Origin of the sequence: Paenibacillus helianthi (assembly GCF_001909055.1) — a bacterium.
Lineage (GTDB): Bacteria > Bacillota > Bacilli > Paenibacillales > Paenibacillaceae > Paenibacillus_AQ > Paenibacillus_AQ helianthi.
In genome coordinates this window covers 348,822-368,341 of record NZ_LVWI01000001.1, presented here as the reverse complement: position 1 = coordinate 368,341, position 19,520 = coordinate 348,822, and the positions used below count along the sequence as shown (strand labels likewise).

Annotated in this window: 16 protein-coding genes; 7 read left to right on the top strand and 9 right to left on the bottom strand. The window is 49.9% G+C overall.

Going from position 1 to position 19,520, the window contains the following annotated elements:
• Nucleotides 1-121: 121 nt before the first annotated feature.
• The 4 genes from A3844_RS32600 to A3844_RS01445 all read right to left on the bottom strand — a co-directional run bounded on the left by A3844_RS32600 (nucleotide 122) and on the right by A3844_RS01445 (nucleotide 4,183).
• Complete coding sequence (locus A3844_RS32600; protein WP_167374612.1) at nucleotides 122-259, bottom strand: hypothetical protein; 138 nt, start codon at nucleotides 257-259, stop codon at nucleotides 122-124.
• Nucleotides 259-1,275 (bottom strand): tryptophan--tRNA ligase, encoded by a 1,017-nt coding sequence (gene trpS, locus A3844_RS01455; protein WP_074100916.1) that lies wholly within the window; start codon nucleotides 1,273-1,275, stop codon nucleotides 259-261. Before trpS ends, A3844_RS32600 begins: the two co-directional genes overlap by 1 nt.
• A 681-nt stretch (nucleotides 1,276-1,956) precedes the next feature.
• Complete coding sequence (locus A3844_RS01450) at nucleotides 1,957-3,222, bottom strand: MFS transporter (RefSeq protein ID WP_074100915.1); 1,266 nt, start codon at nucleotides 3,220-3,222, stop codon at nucleotides 1,957-1,959.
• A gap of 49 nt (nucleotides 3,223-3,271) precedes the next feature.
• Nucleotides 3,272-4,183, bottom strand: coding sequence for a LacI family DNA-binding transcriptional regulator (locus tag A3844_RS01445; protein ID WP_074083614.1), 912 nt, complete (start codon nucleotides 4,181-4,183; stop codon nucleotides 3,272-3,274).
• 199 nt (nucleotides 4,184-4,382) lie between these two features.
• Between A3844_RS01445 and A3844_RS01440 the strand changes: the two genes are divergently transcribed.
• From A3844_RS01440 to aroA, 7 genes are read left to right on the top strand one after another with little or no spacing between them, the layout of a single operon-like run.
• The gene (locus A3844_RS01440; protein ID WP_074106362.1) at nucleotides 4,383-5,525 is read left to right on the top strand and encodes a DUF1611 domain-containing protein; all 1,143 of its coding nucleotides are present in this window, start codon (nucleotides 4,383-4,385) and stop codon (nucleotides 5,523-5,525) included.
• Nucleotides 5,526-5,545: 20 nt separating this feature from the next.
• A complete protein-coding gene (locus tag A3844_RS01435) occupies nucleotides 5,546-6,685 on the top strand; it encodes a DUF1611 domain-containing protein (RefSeq protein WP_074106553.1) in 1,140 nt (379 codons plus the stop codon).
• Nucleotides 6,686-6,687: 2 nt separating this feature from the next.
• Nucleotides 6,688-8,700 carry an alpha-amylase family glycosyl hydrolase gene (locus A3844_RS01430; protein ID WP_074106361.1) on the top strand — a complete coding sequence of 671 codons (2,013 nt, stop codon included), beginning with the start codon at nucleotides 6,688-6,690 and terminating at the stop codon, nucleotides 8,698-8,700.
• A 45-nt stretch (nucleotides 8,701-8,745) separates the two neighbouring features.
• Complete coding sequence (locus A3844_RS01425; protein WP_074083611.1) at nucleotides 8,746-9,180, top strand: hypothetical protein; 435 nt, start codon at nucleotides 8,746-8,748, stop codon at nucleotides 9,178-9,180.
• Between the two features lie 21 nt (nucleotides 9,181-9,201).
• On the top strand, nucleotides 9,202-10,380 hold the full coding sequence (locus tag A3844_RS01420) for a glycosyltransferase family 4 protein (RefSeq protein ID WP_074106360.1): 1,179 nt from the start codon (nucleotides 9,202-9,204) through the stop codon (nucleotides 10,378-10,380).
• Between the two features lie 18 nt (nucleotides 10,381-10,398).
• Entirely contained in the window at nucleotides 10,399-11,637 is a 1,239-nt protein-coding gene (locus A3844_RS01415) for a Coenzyme F420 hydrogenase/dehydrogenase, beta subunit C-terminal domain (protein ID WP_074083609.1), read from the top strand.
• Nucleotides 11,594-12,964 carry a 3-phosphoshikimate 1-carboxyvinyltransferase gene (gene aroA / locus A3844_RS01410; protein ID WP_244169659.1) on the top strand — a complete coding sequence of 457 codons (1,371 nt, stop codon included), beginning with the start codon at nucleotides 11,594-11,596 and terminating at the stop codon, nucleotides 12,962-12,964. The genes A3844_RS01415 and aroA overlap by 44 nt, the downstream gene beginning before the upstream one ends.
• 78 nt (nucleotides 12,965-13,042) lie before the next feature.
• On the opposite strand, the gene A3844_RS01405 is transcribed toward aroA, so the two are convergent.
• The 5 genes from A3844_RS01405 to A3844_RS01385 form a co-directional block, all read right to left on the bottom strand.
• Nucleotides 13,043-14,350: a DUF5050 domain-containing protein gene (locus tag A3844_RS01405; protein WP_074106359.1), complete on the bottom strand. Its 1,308-nt coding sequence runs from the start codon at nucleotides 14,348-14,350 to the stop codon at nucleotides 13,043-13,045.
• 217 nt (nucleotides 14,351-14,567) lie between these two features.
• Nucleotides 14,568-15,620, bottom strand: a complete 1,053-nt coding sequence (locus A3844_RS01400) for a suppressor of fused domain protein (RefSeq protein WP_074083607.1) — start codon at nucleotides 15,618-15,620, stop codon at nucleotides 14,568-14,570.
• Between the two features lie 67 nt (nucleotides 15,621-15,687).
• Complete coding sequence (locus A3844_RS01395) at nucleotides 15,688-16,827, bottom strand: toxic anion resistance protein (protein WP_074106358.1); 1,140 nt, start codon at nucleotides 16,825-16,827, stop codon at nucleotides 15,688-15,690.
• A 95-nt stretch (nucleotides 16,828-16,922) separates the two neighbouring features.
• The gene (locus tag A3844_RS01390) at nucleotides 16,923-18,611 is read right to left on the bottom strand and encodes a vWA domain-containing protein (protein ID WP_074100908.1); all 1,689 of its coding nucleotides are present in this window, start codon (nucleotides 18,609-18,611) and stop codon (nucleotides 16,923-16,925) included.
• A 14-nt stretch (nucleotides 18,612-18,625) separates the two neighbouring features.
• Nucleotides 18,626-19,378 carry a hypothetical protein gene (locus A3844_RS01385; RefSeq protein WP_244169658.1) on the bottom strand — a complete coding sequence of 251 codons (753 nt, stop codon included), beginning with the start codon at nucleotides 19,376-19,378 and terminating at the stop codon, nucleotides 18,626-18,628.
• Nucleotides 19,379-19,520 lie beyond the last annotated feature (142 nt).

The window sequence follows — 19,520 nt, the reverse complement described above, 5'->3', positions numbered from 1 at the left end:
GTCAGTGATACGGGTATTCCAAACAGGATACCAAGTAATCACTGGCCGCTTATTTTAAATATATGGATTGATATGTTTCATACCATCAATCATCTTTCTGATTGAAGAAGGGGACTGCTTCTCAATCAATGAATGCAAGGATACGATTCAGCCGAACGATAAGAGTAGGTGCCGCTTTTGCGAGATCGAAGTATTGCTCCGCATCCTGGGTTCTAAGGATAGGAGTCTCATGGGTAATCAGCTCCGGCAAAGTCAGCATTAGAGCATCCCTCTTTCCATGGCGGAGAGGCTGAAATGATCAAGGCTCATCGCTTCACGGACTTCCTTCATCGTCGCACTGGCGATCCCCCGGGTGTACTTCGTTCCGGTCATTAGAATATCATCCACGAGGTGTGGCCGTGAGGCGTAAAAGGCCCGGCGCTCCCGCATGGGTGCAATCAACTTCTCCAATGTCAATGTGATGCGTTCTTTGCAAGCCGTGCATCCCATGGTTCCACGTTCACAGCCTTCGCGTATTTCCGTAAGCTGATCCGGCCCAAAAGCCCTATGATAAGCATAAATGGGGCAAATTTCCGGGTGCCCGGGATCATTTTTATGCACGCGGGCAGGGTCTGTGACCGCTCTTTTTATTCTGTAGGCGATATCCTCCGCAGAAGAATCAAGTTCGATGGCATTGCCCAGACTTTTACTCATCTTAGCATTTCCGTCTGTACCCACAAGTCTCGGTGTATTGCTGATCATCGCCTGAGGTTCTACAAGTATTGGCTGATACAACTCGTTGAACCGTCGCACAATCTTGCGGGCCAGCTCCAGATGCGGAAGCTGATCGTCACCAACAGGAATAATCGTTGCTTTGCAAATGGCAATATCAGCAGCCTGACTAACCGGGTACCCCAGAAATCCGTAATACAGCTCGTCTAGTCCACGTCCTTGGGATTCAGCCTTAATGGTTGGATTGTGGCGCAGTGTATTAACGGACACGAACATTGAGAAGTATACGGTGAGCTCAGCAATCTCGGGAATCATGGATTGAATGAAAATCGTAGACTTTTCAGGATCAATCCCTACGGATAAATAGTCCAGGGTCATCTCACGGATGTTGGTGCGAATCTGTTCCTGCCGTTCGAAATGGGTGGTCAGCGCCTGTACATCGGCCAGAAATACCAAGGATTCATACTGATCCTGTAAGTGCACCCGGTTCTGCAGACTGCCGGCATAATGGCCAAGGTGGAGCTTTCCGGTCACCCGGTCTCCAGTCAATACACGTTCTGTCATCAGTGAACATCCTCCTAAAATGGTTGTATACATATTTGTGAAGCTTGTGAAATTGAATTGTGAGCCGCCACCACCAGCCATCCTCCATGGCCATCACCCCCTTAAAAAACAAAATAACCCCGTCCGATAAGGACGAAGTTGTCGTTGTACCACCTTAATTGACTGCTCAGCCGCACTAAAGGTGCAGACCTTTCAGTCTTCGCAATACGGTGCGGAGATGCTGTAACCCTCATCCCGAGACCGTTCCCCTGATAACGGCGGGATTCCCGGCATTTCCCTACTGTACCCTCTAAGGATGGTTCGGAAAAGCAACTCCAAAGGCCATTCGATCATATCCTGGACACCAGTTCACAGCAACCACCGGCTCTCTGCAAGTCCACTGGGGAAATGTCTACTTACCCTTTTTCTGCGTTGTTTATTGTATATGGGGAATATTACCTTATGGTAGTTGGATTCGTCAAGCAGAGATAAAAAAGGCGCTGTCTCAAAATGATATGCTCCCCAACGTCTGGGCACTTATGCTCATGGGCAGGAATGACTCCAGGTCATGATGAGAGCGCCAGGGGAAAAACGATCAGTGAAGACGCGAAAAGGGAATAAACAAAAAGCGAAGTGCGCTGGTCGAATCGGCGCGAGCGGCAAGACGAAAAAAGAACACCTACCTATCGGCGCTATATCACCTTATCTATAACTCCGGATGACCTTGAGCTTAGTAGAAGCATATAAGGCGAACAGGAGCAGCAGCAATCCTATGGAACCCATGACTGGACCGGGAGTGAAATGATCCGAGAGGTAGGAGACAATGGTCAGACCGATCGACGGAGCTACACTCATAACGGACCCCAGTACGCCGAAGACTCTGCCCTGAAGCTCTTCCGAAATTTCCAGCCGGAGAACGGTATTGATCAGCAGTGTGCAGAACGAGAATATGAATCCAATCAACAGAATGACAGGAATAGCTATAGCTGCAGAAGGGATGAAAGATAACAGGATGTACATTGGGCCTAGACAGAGGAGACTGATCATAATCAATAAACCCCGCCGTTTGATTCGGGAACCGAGTATCATTATCAGGCCTGAGCCAATCATATAGCCGAGCGGAATACAGGCTTCCATGAGTCCGAACTGGAACGGACTGGACTTCCATACGTTGACGGCCATGACCTGGGTCAGCATCAGCGAAGGCATGAAGAATAGCGTGAGCGTCGGAAGCATGATGATGACTGCCTTGGCAAAAGGAAACTTCCAGATATACCGCATCCCATCTCCAAGATCCTGAATAAATTTCTTCTTCTCTTGGGGCTCATGATTGACGCGAGTCGGCATCGGCAGGGAACGGACAGCAAGAACGAGCAGGAAGGAGACGAGAAACGTGAATCCATCGAATAAAATGGCATCTGACGCACCAAAGGTTGCGACAAAGATTCCTCCTGCCGAAAAGCCTACCGTCCGGCAAATGTTCTCCGACAGATTAAGCATTCCAACCGCTTGCTGGACATGCTCTTTGCCAACAACGGTGATAATGGAAGACTGGTAGGCAGGAGACTGGAACAGGGCCGACACAGTGGTCAGCGCTGTAAGCACAGCCACAATAATGAAGGAAGAGGAAGGGACGGAGATGACCAAGGCAAGCACGATTACCAGCATGCAACTGATCAGATCTGTAATCAGCATAATCCTTCTACGGTTGGTCCGATCTGCGAACGTTCCTCCAATAGACCCGAGCAGTGAGCTCAGCAATAGGTTAATGATCGTCAGTACAGCCATTAATTTGGCGCTGCCGGTGGTCTGGAGCACCCAAAGACTTAGAGCAATGCTGTGAAAGGTATTACCAAACAGGGAAATGGAAAAGGAACAGAGCAGCAGTAGGAATTTTTTGTTGGCCCAAAGTCCCGGGTAAGTGGGTGCAGCCGTAACCGCCTGTCTAGCCAAAACCGGATCGGACATGGTATTCTCCCCTTTCAACTTAAGCGTTTAAGTTAATCCTCAAAAAAAATTAGTCGATAAAATAGCAGTTATTGTCTTGCTCAGAGTAGTCGGAATCGTGCAAAAGCTTAAGCATGAGTTCAAATGCGACTTCTGCCTTATCCCCTTGGAAGAGAAGCTTCTCCACACTTTCACCCAGCATTTGCGGAGAATTACAGGTACAGATTACAGTCAGGTGCTCGAAGCCGCCTGTCTTCTCGACGTGGCTGCCAATGAATTCATTGATCACGATTGCCTGCTTGAAGCGGTGGTGATCCATTGCTGAGTTCAAATCCTGTAGTTCGCGGATCTCAAAGACCGCGTCGTCAGCCAGAGGAACATTGCTGCGGATATAACGGGTTAGCAGCGAGTTGTTGAAGCTCTCCATAATCAAACAGACCTGCGACAGATCCTCCGGCAGGGCCTCTTCAAGCGCCGAGCGGTAATTGAACACCACCTGCTTGAACAGCTTATCTTCAATCATGCTGTCAATCAGAATCAGGGGAATACCCTCGACAAAGTGTCTGGAGATCGAGTAGAAGGATGCGTCCAGCACATCAATGAGAAACACGGCTTCCAGCTTGCGCTCGACAATAATGTCCAGCGAAGGGTTAGCTTCATCCAGTGAGTAGAGCAGCGTATGATAGCCGGCTGCTGTAAGCCGTTGCTCCAAGGCATGAATAAAGGCGAACTGGGCATGAAGCTTCCAATAAGGCATTTGCTCGGATTTGTAGACCAATACGCCTACCAGTCCGGTTTTTTGGTTCGCAAGTGAGCGGGCTGCCAGATTCGGAATATAGCGAAGTTCTTCGGCCAGCTGCATAATCTGGCGCCGTGTTTTCTCAGGAATAGTCTGATTATCCACACGATTCAGCACATAGCTAACGGTTGCAACGGATACGTTGGCCCTGATGGCGATGTCCTTCATAGTCGTTTTTTTCAACAATCAAATCTCCTATCAGTCAATTTTCTAAAGATTAACATTAGAGCGGGTCACGAGTCAATTCCGGATATGGAATGTCATGAAAATACTTTTATTTCTTTGTATTGATATAATATGTAAAATATTGTAGTATCAGCTTAATCGGTTAAGTCTATCGATTGTTGTCTATCATTTTCTCTATCATAGGAGGCGGTTATGCATGGACAATGTGGTGTTGTATCCCTTTAATAAGATCACGCAAGGGATGGTCAGATTCAGGGATTTGACGGATTTCCGGATAGTGGCGGTTGTCGATTTTGTCCTGCATAAGGGTAAAGATGCGGCAGAGCTGGTTGCAGGCAGAGCGGCGGGTATTCCGATTACGGACAACATCGAAGAGGTGCTTGAGGCTGCTGATACCTTGATTCTGAATGATCCGGGAACTTCATTTGGCAATAACGAAAGCGTATACGGCGAGCATAATCTCACACAGCTGTGGAGAATGTTGGTTATCCGTGCCCATGAGCGAAAGCTGCGGATCATCAGTGTGCATGAAATTATTGACGGCCCCACCCTGGAATGGCTACTTAAGAATGGAATTACCATTGAGGTAGAGCCGCAAATCCCCGCAAGTCTGGAGCGCCGGCTTCAAACCGAATATGTATTTCCTTCCCCAGGTGATGAAGTAGCCACTTATCTATCTTATTTTGATGTAGACGCGCAGATAACCGCTTATAACCACAATATTTGCAAGGTAGGGATATTCGCAACAAGAGGGTGCCTGGGAAAGTTCACTGCCCAAATGTCATTATTCAGAGAACTTAAACAGGCAGGCGAGAAGGTCAAGGCGATTATAACCGAGCCTACAGCTTCACTGTTCAACCAACCGGGCGGGGATATTATGAAATTTATTGCCCGCAGGCCGCTGAATCAATACCCGTATTACATTCATGCAGCTGTCCGGGAGGCGGAGAGTGAAGGCTGTGATTATGTACTTTTGTCAGGGCAAGGTTCCCTGCTGCCGAATGAGAACTTCGTGATTGCAGCGACCAAGGTTTCTTATTTGCGGGCCTTCCGGCCGGATCTGACGATCCTGATTGCAGGTTATGATGATGATGAGCAGATCAGAGACAGCCTCGATATTCTTCGCATATACGGCAATGCCAGCCGACCTTTCGCCATTCTGATCCCGGATAAATACGAAGTTGATTTTGGAGAATACATCTGGAAGACCCCTGAAGAAATCGAACGACGCAAGGAAGAGATCCGCAGCCGCTTTGAAGCCGAGCATGTCGAATCCGTGCTGGACATTGGCAGACTAGCCGCCAAGCTGTCCCAGTATAAGAAGACTGTCAGATTATGAACCGGACGGAGGCAGCGAATATGAAGAGAGTCGTGCTGTATCCATTCAATAAAATAACGCAGGGTCTGCTTCGCTTTCGTGACCTGCTGGACGTGGAGATTGTGTCGGTGATCGACTTCGTGCAGGAAGACGGACAAGATGCCGGAGAACAGGTAGACGGGAAACGTGCGGGGATTCTCATTCATAGATCTATGGAAGAAGGACTGAATGGTGCGGACACTCTGATCTTGAACGATCCGGGTACTACTTTTGGCGGGAATAAGGGGGTATTCGCCGAGCATGATCTGGCTGGGTTATGGCGCGAATTGGTCATGTACGCTTCAGACCGGGGCTTAAAGGTGGTTAGTGTGCATGAAATCTATGACCGGGATACGCTGAACTGGATGGCGCAGCAGCAAATAAAGATCGACGTGATTCACAGTCCACGGGAGCATCTTATTCAAGAGATGGACGAGCGTTACCCTACGTCCGAAACGGATATCGAGCGCTATCTGGAACAGTTCGAGAAGGAGACGTTGATGTTCTCCCGCCCCCGAACGATTAAGAGGGTTGGGATTTTTGCCACCCGGGGATGCATCGGCAAGTTTACCGTGCAAATGAATCTCTATCGGAAATTTCGGGCGTGGGGCATTCCGGCGACAGCCTTCATCACGGAACCCACCGGCTTCCTCTTCCGGCAGCCCGAAGGGGATATCTTCAAATTTCTGGCACACCGTCCGCTTCAGCAGTATCCGTATTATATAGATTCCGTTATTCATCAGGCTCAGCGCAGTGGGAGCGAGTGGATCATCATGGCGGGGCAAAGCTCCATCCTTCCTACTATGAATATTGCATTCAACTCTCTGAGATACGCGATGCTACGGACCTTTGACCCAGAGTTTGTACTACTGATTGCCGGTTATGATGACGACGAGCATATTCACGATGCCATTGAAATACTAAGAATCTACTCCAGGCGGCCACTTGCCCTACTGCTTCCAGATAAGATGGAGACCTCTTACGGGCAATATGAGATTTATCCCCAGGAACAACGAACCGCCCGCAAGCTTGAACTGGAACGGAAATTCCAAACTCATGTACTTTTTATCGAACAGGCGGAAGAAACCATGAACCTTATGCTAGAAGCAGCGAATGCCGTCTCGGCCGGTTCAGGGATGTAAATATGCTGAATCCGGGCGAATGCATCTATCAGATTATCACCGACCGATTCTGCGAAGGCAATCCTGGCAACCGTCCACCGGCTGAGCTATTCAGTGCCGATTCAAGCAATCCGCGGAAATATCTTGGCGGCGATTGGGAAGGAATTATCGCCAGGATTGGGGACGGGTATCTCACGGGAATGGGCATCTCTGCGATTCTGATCTCACAGCCGGCAGAGAACATTCATGTATGCATGGACGATGAAGCAGGCACGGCTTCCTATCATGGCTATTGGCCCAGAGATTTCCTCAGGCACAACCCGTATTTTGGTTCACTGGACACCTTCAGAGCTCTGGTGAACACTGCACATGAGCATGGACTGAAGGTCATCATTGATTTTACGCCCAACCATACATCACCGGCACTGGAATTGCAGCCTGCTTACATGGAGAATGGCGCATTGTACCGCGCTGGAGAACTTGTGGCTGCGTACTCGGGAGATATGGAGCGTGTGTTCCTTCATAATGGTGGCACTTCTTTCCTGAATGCAGAGGATTCGCTGTACCGCAACCTGTATGACCTTGCCGGACTGGATCAGATGAATCCGCAGGCAGATGAGTTTTTACGCGAAGGCATTGCTTACTGGCTGGATCAAGGAGTCGACGGGGTCCGAATTGACGCAGCCAAACATATTCCTCCAGGCTGGCTAACCTCATTCGCTGGATTCATTCATACCAGAAAACCGGCGTATCTCTTCGGGGAATGGTTCCTGGAAGCACATGGAAGATCGCAGGATAATGCTGCGTTTGCCAATAACAGCGGGATGAGCCTCCTGCATTTCATGTTCACTCACGCGATGCGGGAGAGCTTTCACGGCTTAAGGGGATTCGAAGCGTTCGCTGATATGCTGTGTGAATCATCTGGATGCTATAAGCATTTGTTCGACCAGCTTATTTTTCTGGATAATCATGACATGAGCCGGTTTACACAGGACTCGGACCCTTCGCTTACGGATCTGGCGCTTGTGCTGCTGTTGACTTCCGCAGGCCTGCCGGTGGTGTACTATGGAACCGAGCAGTACATGAGTGGCGGGGATGACCCGCATAACCGTGCCATGATGAGCTCCTTCAGCAGGGAGACACCCGCCTACCGGATTCTGGCGGAGCTTAATCGTCTAAGGGCCCGTAACCTTGCGATTGGTTATGGTAGTACGGAGCTGCTACATGTGAACTCCAAGGTACTGGCATTCGAGCGTAGGTACAGGGGAAATGTTGCTCTGGTCCTGCTCAATCTGGAAGAGAGAGAACATGTTCTGCCGCCACTGGTGACGTCGCTTCCGCAAGGCACGTATTCCAGCATCCTGAGGGACGTGTTCGCAGATTGTGAAGTGTCTCCAGAGGCTGAAGGGGATATACGGAATATGGTGATGGCTCCGCGGTCTGCTTACGTCTATACGTGTGAGTCTGATTCGGAGGAGCCAGCATCCTTGCACTTCTACCCTAAAGCGGCGGCGCCGGGAAGCGAGCTTATTATTCAGGGAAGATATTTGGGCGACACAGGCAGTCTGACGGTTGGCGGGTATGCAGCAACTGTTACCTCCTGGAAATCCGATAGGATCGTTGCTAAGGTTCCGGCGATACCAGCGGGCACACATCACATACAAGGGCTGAGGAACGGGGAGAAGGAGTTTCTGCTGACGGAAGAGCTGACCGTATGGACAGGAAAGCTGGTTACGGTAAGGCTGGTGGTCAAGAATATACTCACCGAATATGATTCACAGGTCTTTGTGACAGGGAATGTGTACGAGCTTGGAGCATGGGAAGTGGACAGAGCCGCAGGGCCATTCTATAACCATATCGTCTATCGGTACCCCACCTGGTACTGTGACATTAGTCTGCCAGCGGATTGCCGGATTGAATGCAAATTTCTGCTAAGAAGTGATTCCGGTATCGTGCGGTGGGAGCAGGGAGTGGCCCATAGCTGGCATACGCCTCCGGAGGGTGTATCCGAAATGATTGTGGAGTGGCAGGAGTGATGGCCGCCAAGAATTCATCCAGTTGCCCAAAAGGAGATGCTGCGTATGAATGAGAGATTGCAGTTTGATGGAGCGCGTCTGGTCTTCCAGACTACGCTGGGCGAAGACACAAGGAGCATGATTGCCTGGCATTTTAAAAGTGGATGGCATGAACTGCAGCAGGCTGTCCGCCTTACCGCCCTCTCTGCCGACAATAAATTTGCACAGTTTCTGTTCCCGGTGGATAGGCCGCTTGGACAAGCGCTGGACATGCAAATTCCCAGGCCGGGAAACCGCTACTATTACGCAGATTTGGGGATTATCAAAAAAGTGCAAACGTTTGTACCGATTTCGAGGTCGAATATTTTATATATTTCTGAAGACCTCATGACCGAGTCTGTGGATTGGCTCTCTTTTCAAAGAGATCATTCCTCGCCACCGCTGCTGGAGCAAAATACATGGTGGGAATTCTTCACAGGTTATTCACTTATTGCACACTGAGAGATTCGGAGGGGACAACCTATGCAATCAAACGTATCTGTCTTAATCCTGTCCTGGGAGTATCCGCCTTTGGTGATTGGAGGGATTGCCCCTCATGTCTATGAATTATCCAGGCATTTGCAGGCTGGGCGGACGGTAGTCCATGTAGTCACCAATACCGCGCCCGGGCGGCCCGTGCTGGAGGTGGAGAACGGCGTACACGTGCACCGTGTGAATTCTTATGAGAATTTGACTGACTTTGAGGATTGGGTGCTTCAATTCAATCTGGCGATTGTGGATTACGTTACCCCTCAGCTAAGCGGGAACATCAGGTTCGACCTAATTCACGCGCATGATTGGCTGGTCGGTTATGCGGCCCTTCTTCTGCGCCAGCGCCTTCACCTGCCGCTCGTTACGACGATCCATGCTACAGAGCATGGAAGGAATCAGGGATTATTCACGCCGCAGCAGCAAACGATCCATTCCATCGAACACGAACTGGTCTCCTCGTCGGACAAGGTTATTGTATGCAGTCTGCACATGCAAAGCGAAGTCTGCGCCGTGCATACCCTGGACAAGCAAAGGACAGAGGTGATTCCCAACGGCATTGATCTCCGTTCACTGGAGCTCATGCCTGCCCATTCTTTCAGAAGAGAACAATATGCGCAGAATGGCGGAAAGATTGTCTTGTTCATTGGAAGGCTGGTCAAGGAAAAAGGGGTGCAGGTGCTGCTGCAAAGTATGCATGAGGTGCTTCGGGAATTCCCGCACTGTACTTGCATTATCGCAGGCCGGGGCCCTATGCTGGCCGAACTTGAAGCAAGTGCGGCCGAGCTTGGTACAAGCATCCGGTTCACTGGCTTTGTGGACAGTCTGGAGAAAAGCTATCTGCTGGAGATTGCTGATGTCTGTGTATTTCCCAGTTTGTATGAGCCCTTCGGTATTGTAGCGCTTGAAGCGATGGGAAGCGGTACCCCGGTAATTGCGTCCGATATCGGTGGACTTGCTGAGATTGTGGAGCACGGGCGGACCGGGCTCATCAGCATTCCTGAAGATCCCCATATGCTTGCGGGCCGGATTCTGTATCTTCTCCGTGATCCTGAGGAGGGGGACCGGCTTGCGGAGGCAGCCCGGCGGGAAGCCCGGCTGCGGTATGACTGGCACCCTATTGCTGAGAGAACCAGAGAAGTCTATTCCGCGCTGAGCGGCGTGAGATTATGAGGAAGGCAAGGTGCTGAGATGACATCTTTTATCACCCTCAAAGAAGAGATTCTTGATCTATCGCTCTGTGCTTCCTGCGGATTATGCGCCGCAGTATGCCCTCAAGGCCTGCTGGCAATGAACGGCGACTCCGTTCCGCTTCCCGTATTCCAAGGCATGGAGAGCCAAGCAGCGGACACCTGCGGAAGCTGCAATCTCTGCTCGGAAGTGTGCCCGGGGTATGACACAGGTGTGATGGAGTCCGAGCGCCGCATTTTCGGCCGCAACCGATCCGAGCTTGAACGCTGGACCGGTATTTACCTGTCCACCTATCAATTATCGGCAGCGGACCCGGAGATCCTGGGCCGGGCGGCAGCCGGTGGGGCGGCGACGATCCTGGCGATCACGGCGCTGGAGGAGAACTTGGCCGACGCGGTGATTGTGGTAGGGAGAGATCAAGAACGCCCCTGGGTGCCGAAGGCGTACCTTGCCGATTCGGTGGACCGGATTATCGAGTGCGCACAGACCAGCTACTGCATTACGCCGAATCTGGATCTGTTAAAGGACGGCAGATATGACAAGGTAGGCATTATAGGTGTGCCGTGCCAGATTCAAGGAATCAACAAGCTGCTGAATCTCCCGGAGCATCTGCCTTCCTCTATGTTGGCAGACAAGGTAGCGTTTACAATTGAGCTGGGATGTGCTTCTAATACCTCCCTTGGCGGTACTGAACATCTGATTACAGAGATCCTCGGGATCGATTTGGCTGATGTTGTCTTTATGCGCTACCGGGAAGGGCAATATCCTGGACAATTCGTGGTCAGGACACGGCAGGGTCAGGAACATTTTCTCCCCTTTTATAGGCTGGTGGAGGAGTTCAAGAAGTTCAAGACGTTTCGCTGCCTCGTTTGCCCGGATTGGTGGTCAGGTGTTGCCGATATCTCGATTTCGGATGGGGACCCCAACATTTTTGATTCCAGCAAGGCCGGAGTATCCGCCAAAGCTTCATCCACGGTAATGGTGCGTACGAGGATGGGAGCTGATCTACTTGCGCTTGCGCTGCGCCGGAACGCGGTGGAGCTAGTCGATTATACCTTCGAGAACAACCTTGGACTGGAGCGCAAAAGGCAGCGTTACCGCAGCTACGCGGCGAAGGGCGACCGGCGGATTCCGCTGGCTCCCGGAAGAGATATGGACTATTCGCAAATACTCTCGGATGACGAGGTGATCAGAATTGGAATTGGTACAGAACAGGGTCGAGCTACCGGCCAAGTGTGACTTGCGAATCAGAGCGAAGCGGGATGTAGGCTCTTTGGTGTTCAATTCGATTCCCGGAGACAAATCCATCTCCCAGCGGGCCATTGTCCTGAACGCTATCGCCGAAGGCAGAGGCAAAGTACAGGGTGTGCTGCGTTCCCGTGACACTCAGAGCTGCATCGCTATTTTGCGCCAATTAGGTGTAACGTTTGCATGGAATGGTGATGACCTGTCTGTCTATGGGAGAGGGCTGCGGGGCTTGCGGGTACCAGAGGGCAGGCTTGAGATTGGGAATACGGCCACATCGGCCCGGCTGATCTTGTCTGTGCTGGCAGGACAGCCCTTTGCAGCGGAACTCGGCGGTAACGCACTGCTCTCGGCAAGGCCGATGGATTGGGTGGTTCAGCCGCTGATGGACATGGGGGCCTCTATTGAATATCTTGGTGTGAAGGGCTGTCTGCCTTTGCGGGTTCAGGGAGTATCGCCATTGTCTCCCATAGACATGGAAGCCACCGTATTCAGCGCACAGGAAAAGTCAGCTCTGCTATTCGCGGGATTGTACGCGGAGGGGATCACACGTTATCGGCAAAGCTGCCAAAGCCGGGATCATACCGAACGCCTGATGCAGTATTTCGGCATAGATATTCAGGCCGATGGCGATGTTACTTCCCTGAGGGGAGGTAGTTTCTTTTCCGCCAAGGATGTGATTGTTCCAGGTGACCTGTCCTCAGCGGCTTTTCTGCTGGCCGCATACGCTATTCGGGGAACGGGGCACAAAGGCAGCCTGTCGATTAAACGAGTGGGTGTCAATCCAACCCGGATGGGGTTCTTTCACCTGCTTAGAGAGATGGGACTTCACTTGATGCTGCAAAAGGAAGAGGATTTACTATCCGGGGAGCCGATTGCAGATATCTATTGCCCGCAAGCAGCCCGGTTGTCCCCTGTCCTTGCTGAAGGCAACGAGCGTATACAGAGCTTGATTGACGAGGTTCCTTTGCTGGCCGCGGTATCGGCGTTTGCCGAAGGGGATTCAGTGATTAGGAACTGCCGGGAATTACGAGACAAGGATACGAACCGGATTCAGACCACTGCGGGGGTACTAAGAGCTTTTGGCATAGAAACCTCATGTAGTGAAGACGATATGGTCATTCATGGCGGCAAGCGTCCATCACCTGCTATTGTAGACAGCTCTGGGGATCACCGGATCGCCATGACCGCCGCTGTGCTCGCCAGCAGTATGGATGAGCCTTCGATTATCCGCAACTGCGGCTGTATCGACGTATCCTACCCGGGTTTTGTTGAGGACCTTTCGCAGCTAGCTCATATTGATATTTTGCGTTCAGAATGAGTATCGGTACTTTTGGCTGAAAAAGCCCACAGCACCGCATGATGCAGTGCTGTGGGCTTCTGTGATTTTCGAGTAATATTATTTAGTGGTAACTGTATAGATTTCTGACACAGGTCCATCGGTGAGCTTCAGCTTCGTTTTACCGTCAGCGCTCATTTTATAGAGGCTCTGATTATCCTCTGCGTTATAATAGTAGATTCCTGATACATCGTTAAAGATGGAGCTATTATCCCAAGTCACGCCATTCAATTTAGTTAAGGACAGATTCGCATTTACAGCATATGCCCCGCCGCTTGCATAAAATATGATTTGTCCGTCGGCTGTACCATTCTTCAGGTTATAGACATTTGTCACCTGGCTTAGTGCAAGTGTTTTTGTACTGGTTACTTTACCGTTGGCAATGGTACTGATGTAGCCTTTTCCGTTGCTGCCGACGTATGCCAGCTTGTTTCCGCCCATATCGGCAAGGCTGACAACCGCGCTTTGATTGAGCTGAAACGATTTACCGCTTTTATCTATCGCATAGCTTTTGCTCTTGGAATACACGTAATCATCATTATCGTCTACTGTGACCCCTTTGTTATAGATGTAATAATCATTGGACCAGAAGCCTGAATAGGTTGCATTCGCATCCAGCGGGCTTTTGGCATTGGCTGCTTTGGGGTTTCCGCCATTCACCGGAAGGGTGTACAGAACCATGGAGTTCAGAGAATAATACGTTTCTGCAGGTTTGATATCTACCATTACAGAAACCGTAGAAGAACCCGGATGAATATAGGAATAGGATGGAATGGCGCCTTGCGCTATATATTGCACATTTCCACTGCCATCGCGGGACTTCGAGGCTGCCCAGGTGTTTGTTCCGTTCTTCAAAACATTGTAGTAAATGCGGCCATTCTCCACGGAGAAGCCTGGAAATTCTGTATCTGCGTTATTCGCAATTTGCTTGATCTGGGTGTCATCAGCCGCATCAGCCAACGAGCGGTAGATCACGCCATTGTCATCCATGAAATAGATGAACTCCCCTTCGATTTGGTAAAATAAAATATCCTTGTCGCCGGCAAAGTTGCTGATCAGCGCACCTGGTTCGGTCAGAGACAAACGCTGCAGCTTGCTAGTGTCCTCATTATCAAAGAAATACAAATACTTGCTGGTTGCGTTCAGATAGGATCCCTCGAAATTCTCAGAGATCATTTGAGCAGTACCCCCGGCAGTGGGTGCACGATATAATGATCCATCTTCCGAGCTATAGTACACATACCCTTTCTCCGCAGCCGCTGCGGATGCGTGTGGAGTCAGCTTTCCTGCCCCTAGAGCAGAGCTGATCAATACACCTGCAAGCAGGATGCACCCTAATCTTTTAGTTAACCTCTGAATCTTCTTCATTTGACGACTCCTCTGTAGATGAAATGGTATGAGTATAAAACTATACCTTACTAAGATATCGGATTAAACCAAGGAAAATATATGAAGCGAAAGAACCATTATTATCCTCCTGAATCATGAATTGAATGAATTTGGTAAGGGCTAAATGGCATGCATAAATATGCAAACAAGAAAAATCCCCATAAGCGAGAGTAACGGCCTATGGGGTTGTGAATGATTATCCTATGGTTTTCACAACAGTTCCTTCATTGTCGGTGATATGAGTGGGTACGATCCTCACTGCAAACTCCGGCCAGTCAGTGAGATGATACAGCCCTGCTACCGGACGGAGAATTTCTGATATAGCTTCCGAGGCAGCCTCATCCAGCTTAAGGACAACATTATCATTATGAATTTCGATGCTGCGATTGACGCCTGTCTCGAAGCTGACCGTAACCTCTGGACCGGCCAAAGTTAAGGTTCGTCCTTTTAGGAGTCTCCCATGCAGCAGCTTGCCTACGATCTCGGCCTGCTTAGCTCCCAGCTGCAGAGTCTGGATGGAATCGTCTTCCGGGTTCTCCCAAGCTAATTGATCGACGTATAGTGCACCTGTATTGGAGCCTTCACTTTCACTGCCCAGCCTTACGGCTTCGGCGATTGCAGGGAGCTTGAGGAGTGAATTCCGATGTAGATCAGTTATATATAGCGGAATGTGCTCTGACATTTCCATCAAAACGCCCAGAGTATTCCAGACCTGCATTGCCAACAGTTCATCATTGGTGATGCCCACCAGTTGGAGGAATTCTACTCGGCCATTAGGGGTGTCTATCGCCGGAAGCAGAGGGTCTGTAATAAAAGCCAATGCTGTCAGCACCGTCTCCGACTCAAGGGCAATCGGCCCATTCGCATCCATATAATCCCCGGAACGGAACACATTCCCGCTGTTAAACACATAACGGCCCAGATTCTGCAGCAGATTCAATGCCCAAGCCGGAGGCTCATCTTCTGCAGCGGATTTGGATAGCCGGAAGGTCAATTCGAAGCCATATCCGCTGTACCCGGGATCTTCCGTTTCTTTTTCATATAGCTCAGAAAATCCGTAGGTTACAAAATGCCAATGTGGCAGGGGTTCACGCGCTTCGTATACACTGATTCCATTCAGCGGATCTGGTCCACCAAGCATGTAGGGTATGGCGGTTCCGTAATGCTTCTGCTCCTGTTCTCCATAGAGCTGCTCCAGAGCTTCATCTATGGCTTCCCAGCCATCTGCGTTCAATTCTTCTTCGCTCATATGTTTTCCCTCCCAGAATGTGGTCGGGAACTAGTTTATCATGATAGATTGACAGACTCAAATCTGCTTATAGCCCGAGCGAGTTGCCCCTCTCCAGACGCTGGATCTGCTGCTCGCCATTGTCGGCCAGTTCGCGGAACTGATTGATGGTCTCGCGCATTCTCGGCAGTGCCTCCTGCTTGTAGGTACTGATGGAATCCAGGGCGGACAACACGTCGGTAAAGGCCTGCTTCAGCGTGTCCGGAGAGATGGTAGTTTCCATCGATTGTTTTTGAATCGCTGCCCCTTGCTCTTTAAGCATTTTTGAGGTGCCGCTGATCAGATGATCTGTCGTTTGATTCAGCAGCTCGATTTTTTTGAGTACGATTTTTTGATGATATAGTGCGCTTGCGACAGTGACGGAGATTTTCAGTGCAGATACGGTTACGTTTCGGGCTCTGTCAACGCCCCGGATCAGTTCTTTATTATTTCTGATCACTACTTCGATAGCCATGATGCCTTGTTGATTGACTACTTGCATCTGCTGCAGATCCATGACCCGCTGACGGAGAGGGAAAAGGACTTCTTCCGTGATGAACCTGATTTTGTCCCCGGACTCACTGCGCACCTTAGCAGCCTCAATCTGATGCTCGATTTCTCGGTCCATCAGCATGCCGAGCTGAATTTCCTTCTGCAGCTTTTTGGTGAGCTCCCGCAGGGTCTGCTGTTCGATCTCAAGGGTGGTGTTGTCGTTCTTCAAAATGGATTTGCCTTTATCCAGGGATTGGATGATATCGGAAATGACAGCGTCTGCTTTCTGGTACTTGGCGAAATACGTACGCAGGGGATTGAAGAATTTGCCCAGAATCCCGTTTTTAGCAAAATCGACAGCACTCGGATCCAGATCCTTCAACTGCAAATGGAGCTCCGTCAATCCCTTGGCGACCTGGCCGCCTTCATCGCCTGTTTTGGACAGATTGCCTACGGACACCTGAAGCAGGGAGTTTTTATCGGAAGAGGAGCGCATGGTATTCATTCCAAACATGTCGATCGATTGCAGCACAGATCTCCGTTTTTCCAGTGAGTCTATATCCAGGTCCAGAATACTTGCTACATTGCTCGCGGCCAGCTCTTTCAGCTGCGAAACCTCTGCAGGCTCCGGCTGTACCTGTTCTTCGATAACCGCTTTGAGCGTTTCTGTACTAGGGATTTCCATGGTAAATGACATCACAAACCTCCTAAAGTTTTATCGAAGCTGCACTTCTTCGACTGTGCCCGTAATATAACTAGCTTCGATAGCATATGCCCGAATGGTAGGCTGAGCTACATTTGCACGTTGAGCAGATTGCCGATTTTGTACACGACGTCATCCGTATCTGCATTGATATTTGCAGCCTCATTAATACTGGAAATGCTCTCCAGTGCCTTGATGTTCGCATTGTAGCCTATGGTGTAGACCGGGATTTTATAAGTCTCGATTAAGCCTCTTATCTCATCTAAAGAATGCCCTTCATTCGTTTCACCGTCACTGAGGACGAAAATCACTGGCTTAATATCGGGATTCAAGGCAATTTGGTCCTGAAGCATTTTCATGGCTACAATGATTCCGTCGAACGTAGCAGTGCCCCCGGTAGCCTGCAGGCTGTTAATGGCCCCTACGAACATGGACTGCTGATTGGTGTCATATTTGGCGATGGGCAGATTAATAGTCACATCACTGGAGTAGGAGACAAAGCCAATGCTGTTGTCTTTACCCAGGAATTTCTGTCCTTTGAGCAGCGATTCCTTCAGATGATTGAGAGGTTCCCCGGCCATGCTTCCTGACACATCCGCTACGAATACAGCTGCAATCGGTTTGCTGCCATCCTTTTTCTCTTTCCAGAGCTTCTGGGCTGAAGAGAGGAGGTTGCCTTCAATAGGGGCAAGTTCAGAGACGTATTCATTCATGCCGTTGAAGCCTTTGTCCGATGCCAGCTGTTGATATCGGTCCTGTTCAGTGAATTCGGCAAATTTCTTGATAATGTCCAGCTTCTCCTTGGGTAAATTTCCAAGCGCGTAGAGCGGACTGTCATGTCGTACGCCAAACGGTGTGAAGACATAGCCGCTTTTCAGATCAGGCGCATTCACATAGGTTTGATACTCCAGAACAAAAGCATCCAGTGCCCCTGTTTTAGCCGCATCCCGCATTTGCAGCGTGGTCGAGGCGATGAACGGCACATTGGCCTGGAACCGCTCAAAGCCCTGCACAGCCTTATCACTTAACAGATCGGAGCTGTCAAAAGTGCTGAGTGCGGTCACGAGGAAGTTCAGTCCGGTGGAGCTGGCGAACGGGTCGGTGTAGCCCATGGACAGCTCATTCGCTGCGATAGCATCCGTTATGGTTTTGACATTCAGCGAGCCGTACTTGCCTACCAGTTCGTCATACTTTTTCTTGTTGGTTACCACGCCCGCCACATTGCCAGTAATACGTTTCGAGATAAGCACGGTAGGGGTTCCGTTTGCCTTGACCATCTCGCCCCATAGCTCGTTGGAAGGGGTAAAAGCATCTGGTATATACTTACCGGACCGGATATAGTCTGTGGCCGTGCCTGAGGCGATATTACGGATCTTTACGGAAGCCTGTTTACCGCCGATCATGATTTTCGCATCATTGAAGGCAGTGGCTACTTCATTCAGCCAGCCGTCATTTCCTGTCCCGGATTTCTCGGTGGAAGAGAAGATTTCCACGAAGCTGTCCGTTGTATTCTCTACAGAAATAGGAAATTTGGAGATGTCGGGCAGGGATTCGCCGATATCTGCGGGGTCCAGGTCGATTTGCCCCTTTACAGTATCTGCGACTGTTACATTAACATTACTGTAGAGTTTGTTCAGCTTTTTACCGGCGTCTTCCGCAGAGATCTCCTTATCGGATTTGCCTAAATTTGCAGTCAGCGTGATTCCGAAGTAGACCAGAGCAAATACGCATGCTGCAATCACTGCGAGTATGATCCCTTTTTTGCCACTCCCGGCCATGTGCATCTTCCTTTCTAATTCTGATAGAGCTTGGTCTGCCCGATCAGGGCGTTAAGCTCTTTCATGCAAGGCATTTCATCAACTGCTCTGTAGTCCGTATTATCCAGCAGGGAAATTTCCAGCAGCAGCTGATCCAGCTTAAGCAGAATCTCCTCATTCGCCCCCAGATAGCCAGTCACATGGGCAAAATATTCGTTATACAGCTCGTTTTTTCTCTGCACCAGCGTATCGGAGAAGGGCTTCGGCCTTTGCCGGCTGGTGAACAGGTTGAATTCAGAGGCATCGAATACACTGAGCTTGTTCAGAATCCCCCGCACATTCAGATACAAGAGCTTTTCAACCTCAACAATGACGGTCTGGAACTTTCGGAAGCTTAATTCCGTGGGCTCAAACCGCTCCCCTAATATATTCATCAAGGTGGATTTCTTTTTATCGATCCGCTCCAACTGCTCAAGGGCAAGCAGAACATCTTTTTGGAGCGCCTTCACATTCCGGTAGCGGCTCAACCCTGCGATGTAATCATCACGGGTTTCCAAATTACGGACAGAGGGAGTGGCCGGAGTTTTGAAGAGGAGGGTATAGCTCCCGTACAGCACGACAAGCAAACTAGTGAATAGCAGAGTAACGCCAGAAGCGGTCTCAAGTGTACTTCCGCCAACAATTTGAAGGCCAAGTAGTCCAGGAGAAAGTACAGCTATATTCGACAGCGCAATTCCGGCAATAAGTCCTATCAGTTTGACGGGTCCAGAACGGTTCAGAATGTGCACCTCCTCTGCAGGTATTTTTTTACAAGACGACTTTGGATCCATTTTATCAGAGAAAAGAAGGTTTAGCTCCGAAATATTACCAAATCGGTCCCCAGTCATTTGAATCCTTAAATTTTAAGAATTAAGGGTTGACAGCAACTTA